Source organism: Paraburkholderia sp. GAS333 (assembly GCF_050435665.1).
Lineage (GTDB): Bacteria > Pseudomonadota > Gammaproteobacteria > Burkholderiales > Burkholderiaceae > Paraburkholderia > Paraburkholderia fungorum_A.
The window spans coordinates 928,664-943,422 of the sequence record NZ_JBNDKS010000003.1 but is presented as its reverse complement, the minus strand read 5'-3'; the positions used below and the strand labels follow the sequence as shown (position 1 = coordinate 943,422).

Here is a 14,759-nt window from a genome sequence, read left to right as displayed (position 1 = left end):
TTTAGCGCGGCAAACGCCCATTGCATCACCCATACCTCGACGGCTCACCAGAGCCGCGAGCGTCTCTGCAGTCCATCCCTGCCAATTCGGTCGCCTGGTTTTTCTTGTGTTCGACAGGCGACGCCCTCGCCGCATCCGTCTATCTGAAGTTGGCCGCATGACGTCAGCTAACAAAAGTGCCATTGAAACTCACTTTTATGCAGAGACGTGTGCCCTATCCTCCAATATCGTTAGCGAATCGAGGCGATAAGTCCGGCCCCTGGCCACCCGGCCCGCGTATCGATAAAAAATCGGGTCATCGTCGAAACCTCGGCAATCGCGTCAACAATCAAGACCAGAAAGCGATTCCGTGAGATGCCTCGCCAAAAAAATTAACGGAGACCCGACACGCTTTCGATCTCGCCATCAGCTACATGGCAAAGCGTGTCGACATAGCCCGCGTTCAGCGCGTGGGCTTTACTTAAGAGGCTGATACATGAAACTGGTCCATCAACTTCCCCTGGCGTTGGGGGCTGCGTTGCTGGTGGCATCGGCGGCGGGGTTGTTCGGGGTTTTCCAGATGAACGATGCCGCCAGCGCATACGAACGGATCATCGAGGTAGATGGTGCTCAAGCCCGCCAGGTGTCCGATGCGCTGATCGCTTTCAAGAACCAGGTGCAGAACGGCAAGGACATCGTGCTGCGCGGCAAGAATCCTCAGCAACTCGACAAGTACTGGAGCGCGTTCCAGAAATACGAGCAGGCTGTGCAGTCCGCCACCGAAAAGCTCGCGGTCGAATTGCCGCCCGGCGAAGCGCGCACGAAGATCGAACGATTCAATGTTCTGCACAAGGAGATGGGGCAGGCGTATCGCAAGGCACTCGACCAGTTGAAGGCGTCGGGCTTCGATATCGCCGTCGGCGATCAGGCGATGGACGGCATCGACCGGGAGCCGGTAATCCTGCTGCGCGAGTCCGGTGTCAAGATTGTCCAGCGGGCCGTTGCGGCGGGCGCATTGGCCAGGGCGAAGCAGACGCGCGCAATCTTCGTGAGCTTCGGCGCGTTGGCGCTGACGGTGCTGGCCGGTATTGCAGGCGCCGTGATGTTTTCGCGCGCGATGACGCGCAAGCTCGGCGGCGAGCCCGACGACGCACGCGAAGCGGCGCGCCAGATCGCTCAGGGCAAGCTCGATGTCGACCTGCACGTGCAACCGGGCGACACCGAGAGCCTGATGGCCGCGATGAAGGCGATGACCGTCTCGCTCGCGGATATCGTCGGCCAGGTGCGCAACAGTAGCGACTCCATCGCGACCGGCTCGGCGCAGATCGCGTCCGGCAACGCGGACCTGAGCCAGCGAACCGAGGAACAGGCGAGCGCGCTTCAGCAGACGGCGGCGTCGATGGAACAACTCAGCGCCACTGTCAGGCAGAACGCCGAAAATGCACGTGAAGCGAGCAACCTGGCGTCGGGCGCTTCGTCGGTTGCGCTGAAGGGCGGCAACGTGGTGAGCCAGGTTGTCGAGACCATGAAGGGTATCAACGAGAGTTCGCGCAAGATCGCGGACATCATCGGCATCATCGACGGTATTGCGGCGCAGACCAATATTCTCGCGCTCAACGCGGCCGTCGAAGCGGCGCGCGCGGGCGAGCAGGGCCGCGGCTTCGCGGTTGTCGCGACCGAGGTGCGCAGCCTCGCGCAGCGCAGCGCCCAGGCGGCACGCGAGATCCAGTCGCTGATCTCGGCGAGCGTCGCGCGGGTCGATCACGGCAACACGCTGGTCGACGAAGCGGGCGCGACGATGGCGCAGATCGTCGGCGCGATTCAACGCGTGACGGTCATCGTGAGCGAGATCAGCCGGGCAAGTGCAGAGCAGAGTAGCGGCGTCGAGCAGGTGGGCGCAGCGGTGGGTCAGATGGATCAGACCACGCAGCAGAACGCCGCGCTGGTCGAACAGAGTGCGGCGGCCGCCGAGAGCCTGAGGCAGCAGGCCGCGCGGCTGGTTGATTCGGTCGCGCAGTTCCAGCTTTAACGTTGCAGGCGCCAAGCTGACATTTGTCTTCACATTGATTCGCGCCAGGCATTCCGGCGCGCGAATGCACGTGAGACCACGGACGCCAATTCTGCGAAAGCCTGCTGCGCACAGCTATAATCGCGCTCGAACGTGGCTATAGAGGTGTTATCCGTGAAGAAGATCGCTGCTTTTGCGCTGGTTGCGCTTGCATTGGCTGGTTGCTCATCGCCTGAGAAGCAGGAGACGAAGGCGCAGCAATTCCTCCACAACGAAAGCGGTCTCGCCGACGCGCAACGTAACGCGGCGGTCGATTGCGTTCCGGCGAATTGCGACGCGGCCTGGGCGCTGACCAAACGCTATATCGAGCAACACTCCGAGACGAAGGTGACGCGAGCCGACGCGGTCGCTATCGAAACCGACGCGCCTTACGACTCGGGCGAAGCCGCATTTTCAGCGAGCCGCGACGCGAAGGGCAGCGGCGCGACGCTCACGCTGTTCGCGCAATGCCGCGGCATGTACGGGCCCGACGGTGCGAAGGGTTCGGATTACGACGAATGCGCAGAGAAAATCCTCAAGACGCAGAATGGTTTTGTGCCCTTCCTCAGGACGCACGCGTCGACTCAATAAGCGTATCAGGAGCAGATCGCCGGGCCTGAATTGCCAGGATAAGTCAGGCTTCGGCGGCGCGTTGAATTCGTAGTGGAAGTAAAAGCGCCGCTGCGAAAGCCAGCAAATGCAGAGCGCTGAGTGCCGCAAAGGCCACGAGGAATTGCTGGGGTTCGGCACTAGCAGGGCTCTGTGTGGTCAACGAGATGATCACGGCGAGAAGCGTCGTCGCTATCGGGCCGCTGATTCTTTGCGCGATATTGAGCGCCGTATTGGCGACGGGCAACCTCGCTTTCGGAATCGACGAATAGGCGGCCGATATCGATGGAATGCTGATCGTTCCCTGCCCGGCGCCGGCCAGAAACAGGCTGATGACGGCCCATGTGGCCGAGAATTGGTGCGCTGTCATCCACAGGAACGCCAGTGTGCTCAGGAAGGCCAGCAACGCGCCTCCAGCCGCGACTTTGCGGCAGCCGAATCTCTCTGTCAGAAATCCCATTAGCGGAAACGAGCACATCATGCCGACGCCGGTCGACGCGACGAGCCAGCCCGCATGTGCGGCCGACAACCCGCAGCCCGCGATCAGGTATAAAGGCACCACGAGTTGCCGGCCAAACATCACGCCATTGGCGAAAAACTGCGTAATGGCGGCGACGGAGAACGTGCGGTTCGCAAAAATCCGCACGTCGATCAATGCGTAATTGCCCTTGCGCGCCGAGTGCAGCAGAAAGCCCGCCAGACAGAGGCCGCCCGCCAGTAGAAGCCAGCGTCCGTCGTTGCGCGAAGCGTTCTGCAGCCCGTAGATAACAGCCACGAGTCCCGGTGAAATAAGCGCAAAGCCGACGAAATCGAATGGGCGCTTCTGTGAGGCCAGAGTGTCGCCGGGAAGCAGCAACGCGGCCAGTGCGACGCCGAGAATGCCGACCGGCACGTTGAGATAGAACAGCCACGACCACGTGGAGTGGGCGAGAACCGCACCCGCCAATACCGGACCGAGAATGGGGCCGAGCAGAATGGGCAACGTGGCGTAGCCCATCACACGCGCCATGTTTTTTCCTGCTACGCGCGCAATCATCATTTGCGTCATGGGCGCGAGCACACCGCCTATCAGCCCCTGAAATACGCGTGCGCAGATCAACTCCGTCATTGTTTGCGCAGCGCCGCATAGAACCGACGCCAATGTAAAGCTCGCAAAGCCGATCAGATAGAGACGCTTCGCGCCAATCCGGTCGACGAGCCAGCCATTGAGCGGAAGCATTAACGCCATAGCCAGCAAATAGCCGCTGACGATCCATTGCGCAGTCGCTATCGACGAATCGAGTGCGTGGCTTATCGCCGACAGCGAGACATTGACGACGGTCGAATCGATCTGCGTCATGAACGGTCCGATCACGGCGACGATCGCCACTTTCCAGACCAGCGCGTCGACGCTATTGCTGCCGCTTTTGCCGCTCATTTCCCCGCCAGCTTTCTGATGATGTCGGCGGCTCTGAACAAGGTATCGCGCTCATCGGCGTCGAGTTCGGCGATAGCCTGCGAGAGCCACATCTGCTTGGCCTCGCGATTCTGCTTGCGCAGCTGAACGCCTTTTGGCGTGAGCTCGATCAGCATTTGCCGGCCGTCTGTTGCATGCGGTTTGCGCTTCACGATGCCCATTTCTTCGAGCGAATTGACGGTCGTGCCCATCGACTGCGGCTTCATGCATTCGGCGCGTGCGAGTGCTGCGGTGGTGGCCGGACCGTCATTCGCCAGTCGCGACATGACCACCGATTCGGTCATTGAAAGCTCGCTGGTGCCGCCTTCATTGCGGGTGCGGCGCAGCAGCAGTCCGACCGCCTGCATCAGGTCGAGGACGGATTGCTGGAAAGTTTTACTGGGCATGTGCTTCGGAGCGTATTCAGATTGAGCAGGTATCAAGCATGAATTTATTCAGCCAAACTTGCAAGGTAAACTTGCAAGTTTGGCTGAATAGTGAGAATCTTGGCTCACACGTCGTTGTGACGATGGGAGAGCGTTCAGATGCCGCCGTATCACCATTACCTTTCGTACTTCTTTGGCGGAGCGTTTGTCGCCAATGCCATTCCGCACTTTGTCAGCGGAATGATGGGCCGGTCTTTTCAGAGTCCGTTTGCGAAGCCGCCAGGTAAAGGCCTGTCCTCAGCCATGGTCAATGTGCTGTGGGGAGCGTTTAATTTTGTGGTGGGTTATCTGCTGATTTGCCGTGTCGGCGATTTCGATATTCGTGTCACGGCGGATGCCACTGCGGCCGGTCTCGGCGCGTTGCTGATGGCAGTGATGGCGGCGCATTTATTCGGGCCTTTTCACGGAGGCCTGCCCGAGGGCAAGTAATTCGTATTGCCGACGCAGGCTATGTCGGCAATACGAAAGTACTGTTATTTATGCTGTGTTGTCGCGAGCGGAGAACAGTATTACTTCGCCGCGCCGACCAGAGCGAACGCGTCGTATTTTGGATTGATTGGCGTATGCGGCATGTGCGTAATTGCTTCTTCTACCAGAGGCTCACAGGCGCTGTAATCCGATCCGATGCTGTCGCTATGCGCCTGCGGAAAGTTGACGGCGAGTACCTTGCCGCCCCAGCGATCCACGGTCGCTGTCATGCTGCATTTGCCTGCGCCGCCCACTTTCACGTCGAGCAGGACGAGGGTCATATCTAACGCAGAGTCCGAATTGGAGAAATTCCACTGAGCGGTCATCCGGTCAGTCGGGCCTCCCGTGCTAATCACTTTCATTGTCTTGTCGGGAATACCGACCGATTGCACCAGATCGAGAATATTTGACCCGACGAGTTCGCCGGTTTGTTCTCGCGCTTCGTGCATCCGGTAAGTTGCACAACCCGACAGCAGAGTGATCAGAAAGAGGACGGTAATTTTGGGGATTCGCAAGGGAGTATCTCCGTTGGCGCGCATGGACCGATACGCAGTAGATGACAGGAACAGGGCGGCGCGAATCACTCGAACAATGCGAGCCGCAGCATCGGACTGCTATTGATTGCATCATTCCCTGAGATGGATTTCAGGCACTCCCAATTGCGAGTTGGTGGATGCAGTGTTCCTGCACGAGTGCCTGAAGTGTTCACTTCATCTTCTAACGGATCGACTGTCGGCGGGATAGTTCAATGGAATATCCGACAGGCGCGCGTTGTTACCGCGAGTCCTTACGGTGCATTACGAAACGCTGATTGGATGTATGGATTTGAGCGCTGTGCGCGCGCTCCGCAATGCGTCAGAAAGCATTGCGAACAGGGTGATCAGGTTCTTCTCCGGCACAGACGAAGGTCGCCTGTGCCTTCATGCGCGGTTCTTACAGATAGCTGCAAATGTAATCGAGCGTTTCAGTCACGTCGATATCGAAGCGGCTCTTGCCCGGGACCGAAAACGATTCGCCAGCGCCATACGTCTTCCATTCTTCGCTGCCTTCGAGACGGATGCGGCATTGGCCGGCCTGAACTTCCATCAGTTCCGGCGCGTCTGTGCCGAAGTTGAGCGTGCCCGGCAGGATGATGCCGAGCGTCTTGCGCGTGCCGTCGGCAAACAGAACTGTATGGGACACGCACTTGCCGTCGAAATAAACGTTGGCACGTTTGATAACGGAAACCTGATCGAATTGGGTTGCTGCCGACATGGCTGTCTTCCTCTGAATTGTCGTGAATGGATGAATGAGCGGCGCCTCGCGGCGAATCGCTGCGCGATCTGCGTAGCCCGCCTGCGCGAACTTTCGTTGCGGCGCGAGTCCGCCATCATACCGAAAGTCCCTGCACCGGCGGCCGACAAGAGGCGCCCAGAAGCGTGAAAACCGGGCGGCATTCAGCGCAAATTATTCAGCAGCCACATATCGTTTTATTTCCGTATTTTACGCTCCATGACAACTCCGGTACTCGTGAAAATCGACTACGCTTAATGGCGGAATACAAAAAAATCGCCTTAAATCAAAGCTCTCGAAATTCGAATAATTTCATCGTCATAAATAGTAATGTTTTTTCAGGAATTTATTCGCGTAATGCGAATGCCGATTGTTAGCGTAATTCATATTGAATGAGCGAGGTCGTGCCACAATTTCCACAGGCAACGACTGGATTCGTTAGCTGTTAGCCGCTGTGCTTCCCACTACGAACCGACATCTACCACGACGATGCAATTCACGAGGATCCTTGCCTGCGCCGCTGCTGCCCTGTGCGCGCGCGGTGCGTCTGCTCAGGAGATTTCTTTCTACGCTGGCCCGTTAACCGGCGGGCACGCCCACTCCTATTCGTGGGCACTCGATTACACCGAAGGTATTAACCAGTATTTCGCAGGCAGTCTCACGTGGCTCAATGAAGGCCATATCCCCGATCATCACCGCGATGGACCGGTCGCCCAATTGTGGGGACGACTTCCGCTGATGCAGCGACGCCTGGTCTTTTCGCTCGGCGTCGGCCCTTATCGCTACTTCGATACCGAAGCCGCTTCGCAAGGTGCGGGCTATTCGAATACTCATGGCTGGGGCGTCGTTTATAGCGCGCGTGCCACGTGGTATTCGTCGCACCGCTGGACCGGCAATCTGCAACTCAATCACGTGCAGGTGGCGGGCGGGGAGTCGACTACGGCGGTCATGCTCGGCATCGGCTATCAACTGGACGCACCCGACACGCCGGGCCCGCGCGATTTCGCACTGCCGCGCACGAGCAAGGTCACGAACAACGAAATCACGTTGATGGCGGGCACGACGATCCTGAACAGTCTCGAATCGCAGACTTCGTGGGCTGAAGCGATCGAGTACCGGCGTGGACTGACCAACTATCTCGACGCCACGGTCGGCTATCTGCACGAAGGCAGCGGCCTGACCGCGCGTCGGGACGGCGCGACCGCGCAACTGTGGCTGACCCGCGCGTTCCTCGACGAGCGCCTGTCGCTCGGCGTCGGCGCGGGCGCTTACGCGGCGATCCATCATGGCGATTCGGGCGACACCAGAACGAGCGGTGACGGCATCTTGTCCGGCCTCGTGTCGATGTCGGCGTCGTATCGCGTCACACGCAACTGGTCGGCGCGCGTTACGTGGAATCGCGTGATGACCCGCTATAGCCGCGACACCGATGTGATTCTGGGCGGTATCGGTTACCGGTTCTAAACGCGCGCAACGGTCCAGCGCGGCAAAGTTCAGAGCGGTGACGACAACGCAGCCTGTGGTCAGTCCCACACAACACGTGTGAAATTTTCCCGCTCGCCGACGCGCAGACACCGGCGCTTCATGTCGAAATGCGACACTTTTGACAACACCTCCTCCCCGAATAACCTGACGAATTAAGTTTACGTAATAATTGCTGCGCACGACCGTTTGAGTCCACCAACCATCAGAAATGCGCAGGTCATGGCTTTTAGCGAACCAAGGTCTCCATTTTTCAAGTGGGTCGTGTCTTCCGCTCAAAACCTGAGCGCGGACAATCGGCAGATCCTGCTTGCAAATCTGTTCACGCGTACCTTATCGATCGTATTCGCGTCGATCTGCGAAATCAGCGTTTGCGCCACCGCGTATTACCTCTATCCCATTCCCCTCTATGCAGCGTGGGGCGGCGCTGTCATCGCGTTGCTCATGGTCCGGCTTGCGTTGATCTGGCTGTCCCGCGTGCGCAGCGCCCAAAACCGGCCCACGCCTACTTCCGCGTTTCTGCTGGCGAGTCTGCTGTGGAGCGTGCTGTTCGGATTCGGCACTCTGTTATGCAACATTAGCGGAAGCCAGACGCTCTTCCTGCTTGGAAACGTTTGTGCGGTCGGGGTGATCGGCGGACTGGCGGGGCGCAACGCCGGCACGCCGCGGCTCGCGCTTTTGCAGATCACGTTTATTCTCACGCTGCTCGGCATCGGCGCGGTGCTGTCGCCCGGTAACGGCAAGCTCGTGCTGCTGTTTCAGGCGCCGTTCTGCGCGGCTGGCTTCTTCACGGTGGCGCTGCGCAGCAATCGCGACACGGTCGCGTTGTTGCTGGCGCGCGAAAACAGCCACCGTCTCGCCCATCAGGACAGCCTCACCGGTTTGCCAAACCGCGCGCGTATCAGCGAACTTCTGCTGGAGCGCACCGAGTTGGGCGCGTTCCGGCAGGATCAGTCGTTTGCCGTTCTGCTGATCGACCTTGATGGTTTCAAGGCCATCAACGACAGCCTGGGCCACGCTGCCGGCGATCAGATTCTTCAGGAAGCGGCGACTCGTCTGCGTGAAGTTCTGCCCGGCGGCGATCTGGTTGGACGTCTCGCGGGCGACGAATTCGTCGCGATTTCCGACTGCTCGCGAGAGGTGCGGGACGCCCGCGTTCTGGCCGACCATATCGTCAAGACACTCGCGCGGCCATTCGCGCTGAGCGAGGCGCTCGTGCATATCGGCGCGAGCGTCGGCGTCGCGCTCTACCCGGAGCACGCGAAAACAGGACCGCAATTGCTGATTTGCGCCGACCGGGCGTTGTATGCGGTCAAACGCAGCGGTAAAAGCGCGTTCGCGGTGTTCGACGCCGACAAGCACGTATCGGATGAAAGCCTGAGTCTTTTGCGCAGCGATCTGGAAGGGGCGCTCAAATCGTTCAGCGGTTTGCGCATGGAGTATCAGCCGATTGTCGACCTCGGCAATGGCGCGGTGACGGGTCGTGAAGCGCTGTTGCGCTGGACGCATCCCACGCGAGGCGAGTTGCCGCCGTCCGCGTTTATTCCGACCGCGGAACGCACCGGCCTGATCCTCGCATTGGGCGAATGGGTGCTGCTGCAGTCCTGCACGGAAGCCGTGAAATGGCGCGATAAAGCCATCGTCGCTGTGAACGTGTCGCCGGTTCAGTTGCGCGAAGAATCATTTGCATCGACGGTCTCGGCCATTCTCCGCAGAACGAAGCTGCCACCTGTGCGCCTTAATATCGAGGTCACGGAAACCGTGTTGTTGAGCGACGACGTGGTTACCCGGCGCAATGTCGCGAGGCTGCGCGCGTTGGGAATCGGACTGGCGCTCGACGATTTCGGTACCGGCTTTTCCACCATGTCTACCCTCGTACGCTTCTCGTTCGACAAGCTGAAGATCGACAGTTCGTTCGTGCGAGAGTCTGTGCACGGGCGCGAATCCGCAGCGGTGGTTCGCGGAATCGTGGCGCTGGCACGGGAAATCGGCATGCCGACCACGGCGGAAGGCATCGAGACACAGGAGCAGTTGAATTTCGTGCGCGTGTGCGGCTGCACACACGCCCAGGGCTTTCTACTAGGCAAACCGGTGAGGGGCGAAGAGATTGCGCAGATCGACGAGTTGCTTGCGACGAGTTCCGAAGACACAGCCGCGAATGCCCGCCACTGAATTTCGCTACGAAGGACAAGCATGAACGCGGCTTTGCAATTTCAGTTGAGGCTGACTGTTTCGCCCGAACTCGCAGAAGCCTTGCGTGCAGATGCGACTGCCACGACCCGTCCCGCGCTCCAGGATATTTTGCGCCGGCACAACGCTTCACTGAAGTGTCAATTCGATGCATTCGCCGACTACGTGAGCGAGGCAGAGAGGCTCGGAACGGAACACTATCCGCTTTATCAGTGGACTCGCGAAACCATTGAGAACCCGGAGAAGAAAGCGAAGTATCTGCAATCGTTCACGGTCTATGTGAACGGCGCGGAGGTGTATGAAAAGAGCGTGACGGATGCATTGGAAGAGGAGCTACTTAAGCTGGTCGCCGCCAATGGTATTACGCGCGTTTCCAGGTTCGATACCAATCCGGCGAATAATCCACAGCCGCCCGCGCGTTAGCCGGATCGAGCATCTTAAGAGCTTCGGGATCACGCTCACGCTTTCGCCGTGCTTACAGACTTCGTTCGAAGCGCGAACCCTCGCGGCTGCATCACATCATTAATTCGGTTTTACTTTCCGCGACATCGCGTCGACTTCGTGAGAGGATGCAAATTCACTATTTTCACGGAGAGCGACATGGGACTTTTGGACGAAGCAGGAAAGATCGCGGGAGCAATCGCTGCCGTTGAAGCCGCTGAAAAAGTGGACCCGGAAGCCGGTCTTCTGACCAAAGGCATCGCCGCGATTGCCGGCTTTGAAGGCGCGGGCAAGCTCGAATCGATGATCGAGAAGAAAGACGACGACACGCAGCAAGCCGACAACGTCCAGGCGTCGGACGACAATACCAATCCGCAGACCTGAAAAAGAGCCGGGTACGCGTAGTACACGCAAGGTCGGCCGTTGAGTCGTATAAGCGTGAATTTGAAAACGCTAAACAGCGGCCTCCTTGCGATTCCCTGTCGGTCTCGTCGCTGCAAAAAATTCTGAATACCCGCACGTTTCTGTCAATCCGGCAGCCTTTGCCTGCCACTCAAGCAATGCTCTTTCTGTTCTGTTGTCTGTGATCCTGAGCCCTGGCGTATCCGTTTCTTTCATCTGGATGTCATAGCTTCGCAGCTAGGATCGCTGGAAACCTTCGTCACGCACTCGTCCGGCCGTGCACGATGCACGCCGCTCAGGTCCTGGCGTTCTTCCACCCCACTACAAGAACACAAGACATGTCGAACAGAAAAGTCACCAGTCCTTCTGCAACTGATGATCAGGGCGCATCCATTGTCTCGCGTCGAGGGTTTTTGAAGTTCGCCGGCGCGTCCAGTCTGGCAACGGCGGCGGGCACGCTTGCATCGGCGGCGCGGGCGGGCAGCAGCACGCCTGACGGCACGCCCGAGCAAATCCACCTGACCTGGGGCAACGACCCGGCCAGCGAGGTTATTGTGTCGTGGGCATCGCTGGCGCCGGCCGTAAAGCCGCTGGTGCGCATCAGCGGGGGAGACAGCGGTCGGCAAACGGTGCACGCGATTCAAAGCACCTATACCGACGGCCTCAACGGCGAGGTCGTGTTCACCTATCACGCGCGTCTGCGTGATCTGAAGCCGGACACGAATTACCAGTACGAAGTGACCGCCGAGAACGACAGCAACGCGGGTCAACCTTTCACCGCGAGCTTCCGCACCGCGCCGCACGGCCGCAAGCCGTTTCGCTGGACGAGCTACGGCGATCTCGCCACGCCGAATACCGGTTGGGTTCTGTCGTCGCCGCAAAGCCGCTTCGCGGTGCAGGCAGTCGAGCGTTTTCAGCCGCTGTTTCACCTGCTCAACGGTGACCTCTGCTACGCCAATCTGAACCCGACGCAACAGCCTGAAGTGTGGCGCGACTTCGGCAATAACGCACAGACGTCGGCGGCGAATCGTCCGTGGATGCCATGTCCCGGCAATCACGAACTCGAATTCAATAACGGCGAACAGGGCCTGGCGTCGTATCTCGCGCGCTATACGCTGCCGGATAATCACACGCGTTTTCAGGGGCGCTGGTACACCTTCCGCGTGAGCTCGGTGCTCTTCGTTTCGCTCGATGCCGACGACGTCGTCTATCAGGACGCGGCCGCTTTCGTCGCAGGTCCGGCACCGCTGGTGCCGGCCGCGAGCACGGGCAATCCGCCGATTCAACCGGGCACCTCGCTCTATGTGCGCGGATATAGCGGCGGCGAGCAGACGCGTTGGCTGGAAAACGTGCTGAGCCGTGCATCGAAGGACGACGACATCGACTGGATCGTCGTGCAGATGCATCAGGACGCGCTGAGTTCGTCGCAGACGGGCAACGGCTCGGACAAGGGCCTGCGCGAAGCGTGGCTGCCACTGTTCGACCGTTACGGCGTCGACCTCGTGCTCTGCGGGCACGATCACGACTACGAGCGCAGCTATCCCGTACGCGGTTGCAATCACAACAAGGGCACCGACATCGCCTCCGGGCGTCCGGTCGATACGTTGCAGCCGAAGCCGGTGATGTCGGCGGTATCGGCGGGGGCGTCGACATTCGACACGAGCCACGGCACGATTCACCTGATCCTCGGCGGCGGCGGCACGAGTGCGCCGCTCGACGTGTATGGCGTCGATGCGGGCACGGGTTTGCCGCAAGCACGCATCTTCACGCGGCCCAACCGCCCCGTTGCATCGACAACGACCGCAGGCACGTTCGTGCGAGCCGGTGCGGATGCCGTCGAAGATGCAATCTGGTCGGCGCAGCGCGACACCGGCACGGGCTACGGCATTGCGGTGTTCGATCACGATCCGGGTCATCCGGGCGGCGAGACGAGCATCACGATGAACTACTACCACGCACCCGGCGCCGATCAGACACCAACGCCGAACTATGAACTGTTCGAAACGATCGAGCTGAAAAAGAAACGCCGCGGATAGACACGTAATACGCGTTAAATAAGCAATCAATCGCGGGCCATCGTCATTCGATGACCCGCGATTTTGCTTTTCGCGCGGCGCGTCAATCCCCTGGCGTCGAGTCGCTTCATTTTGTTACACGTCTTACCGAGGTCCTGCGAGGCGGTTACAACGGGCTTTCAAAAACGTCGTTATACTCGCGCCGTCTCAAAAACAAAACTACCTCGATATGTCGAACAGATTCATCCGGATGGTCGCTGTGGCGGCACTCACCGCAGCAGCGTCGTTGTCGGCAATGGCCGGCGATATGAACAACATGCTCGGCGGTGCGCTCGGCGGCGTCGCGGGCGCGGCCCTGGGCGGCGCGGTGGGCGGCAGCACCGGCGCGGTGATCGGCGGTGCGGTCGGCGGCGGCGCAGGCGGCGCGGTCACGTCGAACCGGCGCGAGCGCACGGGTGCGATCATCGGCGGCGCGCTGGGCGGCGGTGCGGGCACGGCGGCCGGCAATGCCATGGGCGGTCGCGGAGGCGGTCTCGTCGGGGCGGCATTGGGCGGCGGCGCGGGCTCGGCGCTGGGCGGCAACATCTCGCGTTCCAACTCGTATTCGAACGATTATTCTCGTGGATACCGCTCCCGCAACCGTCATCACAAGCCACGTCATTACGACTGAGCGGCGAGTGAATCACGCGTGCAGAATCAGCTTCTGCACGCGCCAGTTCAACAGCTCGGCGACGAATAGAACATTCTCCGATGGGCACGCCATCTGATGAATCCAGCCGAACTGTTTCGGCTGCTTGCCTGCTTTGCCGAGTACGCCGAGTACCTTGCCGTCGAGCGTCATCTTGTAGATGCGGCCGGGGAATGCGTCGGCGCTGTAGAGCACCTGATTCGGTCCCGGTGAAATGCAGATGGCCCACGGTGAGCCCGGCGCAAACGTGCCCGCTGCAATGGCCGCTTCGTCGGGCATGTTGCCGATTGCCGGACGCGCGTCGGGCGGCACGGGTACGTCGATCGTGAACTGCCGTTTGAAATTACCTTCGGTGTCGAACACCTGAATGCGCCGGTTGCTGCGATCCGCGACGTAGATGTTGTCGTGCGCATCGAGCGCAATACTGTGCGGCGTATGAAATTGTCCCGGACCCGTGCCACGGTCGCCCCATGACTTGATCCAGTTGCCGTCGCGATCCACTTTGGCGACGCGCGAGTTGATATAGCCGTCGCTGATATACGTGTTGCCTGCGACGTCCCACGCCACATCCGTCACCTGACGGAAGCGGCCGGGTTCGGAAGGCAGCGGCGGATTGGGATGCTTGAGCGGCCCGGTTTCTTCGTCGGCGGCCTCCTGCTTGCGGCCAAATACCATCGCGACGCGTCCATCCGGGGTGAACTTGATCACCATGTCGGAGCCTTTGTCCGTCACCCAGATGTTGTCCTGCCGATCCACCTTGACGGTATGCGCGAACGACCACGCGTACAGGTTGTGGCCGATCTCGCGGATAAAGCGTCCGTCGGGCGAAAACTCCAGAAGCTGTGCGGCCGCTGCGCCATAGGCAGGCCCGCTGGTGTTGCCGCGAGACAGTACGAAGATGTGGCCGCGCGAATTGAGCGCGACACCGGAACATTCGCCCAGATAGGTGTCTTTCGGCAAAAGAACGGGGTTGGCAACGGAGTCGTAAGCAATCGACGGCACGTCCTGTGCATCGGCAAAAGCGGTGGGCATGGCGAGTGCCGCAGCGGAGCCGGCGATCAGACTCATGAACATGCGGCGGCTCATTGCCCGATGCTCTGTACTTCCACAACACGGACAAAACGACCCATAGTGTTCGCTCATTCGATGTCTCCTTTTGTGGGCTGTGACGTGATCGGCGTACACGGGCTCGTCACATGCAAAGGCAATCGTAGTGCACAAAACGCTTAATAGCTAAGCTGGTTTTCGCGTGGATGTATGAGAGGTTTCGAAGTGAGGCGACCAT

General features: G+C 59.8%; 14 protein-coding genes. 9 read left to right on the top strand and 5 right to left on the bottom strand.

The window, feature by feature from the left end:
* Positions 1-475 precede the first annotated feature (475 nt).
* On the top strand, positions 476-2,008 hold the full coding sequence (locus tag ABH945_RS19975; RefSeq protein ID WP_429251659.1) for a methyl-accepting chemotaxis protein: 1,533 nt from the start codon (positions 476-478) through the stop codon (positions 2,006-2,008).
* A 153-nt stretch (positions 2,009-2,161) separates the two neighbouring features.
* Positions 2,162-2,617, top strand: a complete 456-nt coding sequence (locus tag ABH945_RS19970) for a hypothetical protein (RefSeq protein ID WP_074771232.1) — start codon at positions 2,162-2,164, stop codon at positions 2,615-2,617.
* A 43-nt stretch (positions 2,618-2,660) separates the two neighbouring features.
* Here the strand turns inward: ABH945_RS19970 and ABH945_RS19965 are convergent, their stop codons facing one another.
* Together ABH945_RS19965 and ABH945_RS19960 are read right to left on the bottom strand one after the other, a co-directional pair.
* A complete protein-coding gene (locus ABH945_RS19965) occupies positions 2,661-4,052 on the bottom strand; it encodes a DHA2 family efflux MFS transporter permease subunit (RefSeq protein ID WP_429251658.1) in 1,392 nt (463 codons plus the stop codon).
* Complete coding sequence (locus ABH945_RS19960; protein WP_429251657.1) at positions 4,049-4,477, bottom strand: MarR family winged helix-turn-helix transcriptional regulator; 429 nt, start codon at positions 4,475-4,477, stop codon at positions 4,049-4,051. The genes ABH945_RS19965 and ABH945_RS19960 overlap by 4 nt, the downstream gene beginning before the upstream one ends.
* 138 nt (positions 4,478-4,615) lie before the next feature.
* Here ABH945_RS19960 and ABH945_RS19955 point away from each other — a divergent pair, with 138 nt between their 5' ends.
* Positions 4,616-4,945: a hypothetical protein gene (locus ABH945_RS19955; RefSeq protein ID WP_429251656.1), complete on the top strand. Its 330-nt coding sequence runs from the start codon at positions 4,616-4,618 to the stop codon at positions 4,943-4,945.
* 80 nt (positions 4,946-5,025) lie between these two features.
* On the opposite strand, the gene ABH945_RS19950 is transcribed toward ABH945_RS19955, so the two are convergent.
* Both ABH945_RS19950 and ABH945_RS19945 read right to left on the bottom strand, forming a co-directional pair.
* A complete protein-coding gene (locus tag ABH945_RS19950) occupies positions 5,026-5,568 on the bottom strand; it encodes a hypothetical protein (protein WP_429251655.1) in 543 nt (180 codons plus the stop codon).
* Between the two features lie 349 nt (positions 5,569-5,917).
* Positions 5,918-6,238 (bottom strand): pyrimidine/purine nucleoside phosphorylase, encoded by a 321-nt coding sequence (locus ABH945_RS19945; protein WP_074770616.1) that lies wholly within the window; start codon positions 6,236-6,238, stop codon positions 5,918-5,920.
* Positions 6,239-6,745: 507 nt separating this feature from the next.
* Between ABH945_RS19945 and ABH945_RS19940 the strand changes: the two genes are divergently transcribed.
* The 6 genes from ABH945_RS19940 to ABH945_RS19915 all read left to right on the top strand — a co-directional run bounded on the left by ABH945_RS19940 (position 6,746) and on the right by ABH945_RS19915 (position 13,456).
* Complete coding sequence (locus ABH945_RS19940; RefSeq protein ID WP_074770614.1) at positions 6,746-7,720, top strand: hypothetical protein; 975 nt, start codon at positions 6,746-6,748, stop codon at positions 7,718-7,720.
* Between the two features lie 240 nt (positions 7,721-7,960).
* A complete protein-coding gene (locus ABH945_RS19935; protein WP_429251654.1) occupies positions 7,961-9,910 on the top strand; it encodes a putative bifunctional diguanylate cyclase/phosphodiesterase in 1,950 nt (649 codons plus the stop codon).
* A gap of 21 nt (positions 9,911-9,931) precedes the next feature.
* Positions 9,932-10,351 (top strand): hypothetical protein, encoded by a 420-nt coding sequence (locus ABH945_RS19930; protein ID WP_429251653.1) that lies wholly within the window; start codon positions 9,932-9,934, stop codon positions 10,349-10,351.
* Positions 10,352-10,528: 177 nt separating this feature from the next.
* Entirely contained in the window at positions 10,529-10,753 is a 225-nt protein-coding gene (locus tag ABH945_RS19925) for a hypothetical protein (RefSeq protein WP_074770607.1), read from the top strand.
* A gap of 356 nt (positions 10,754-11,109) precedes the next feature.
* Positions 11,110-12,807, top strand: a complete 1,698-nt coding sequence (locus ABH945_RS19920; protein ID WP_074770604.1) for a fibronectin type III domain-containing protein — start codon at positions 11,110-11,112, stop codon at positions 12,805-12,807.
* Positions 12,808-13,015: 208 nt separating this feature from the next.
* Complete coding sequence (locus ABH945_RS19915) at positions 13,016-13,456, top strand: hypothetical protein (protein ID WP_074770602.1); 441 nt, start codon at positions 13,016-13,018, stop codon at positions 13,454-13,456.
* Between the two features lie 12 nt (positions 13,457-13,468).
* On the opposite strand, the gene ABH945_RS19910 is transcribed toward ABH945_RS19915, so the two are convergent.
* Positions 13,469-14,617 carry a peptidyl-alpha-hydroxyglycine alpha-amidating lyase family protein gene (locus ABH945_RS19910; protein ID WP_429251652.1) on the bottom strand — a complete coding sequence of 383 codons (1,149 nt, stop codon included), beginning with the start codon at positions 14,615-14,617 and terminating at the stop codon, positions 13,469-13,471.
* Positions 14,618-14,759: the final 142 nt, after the last annotated feature.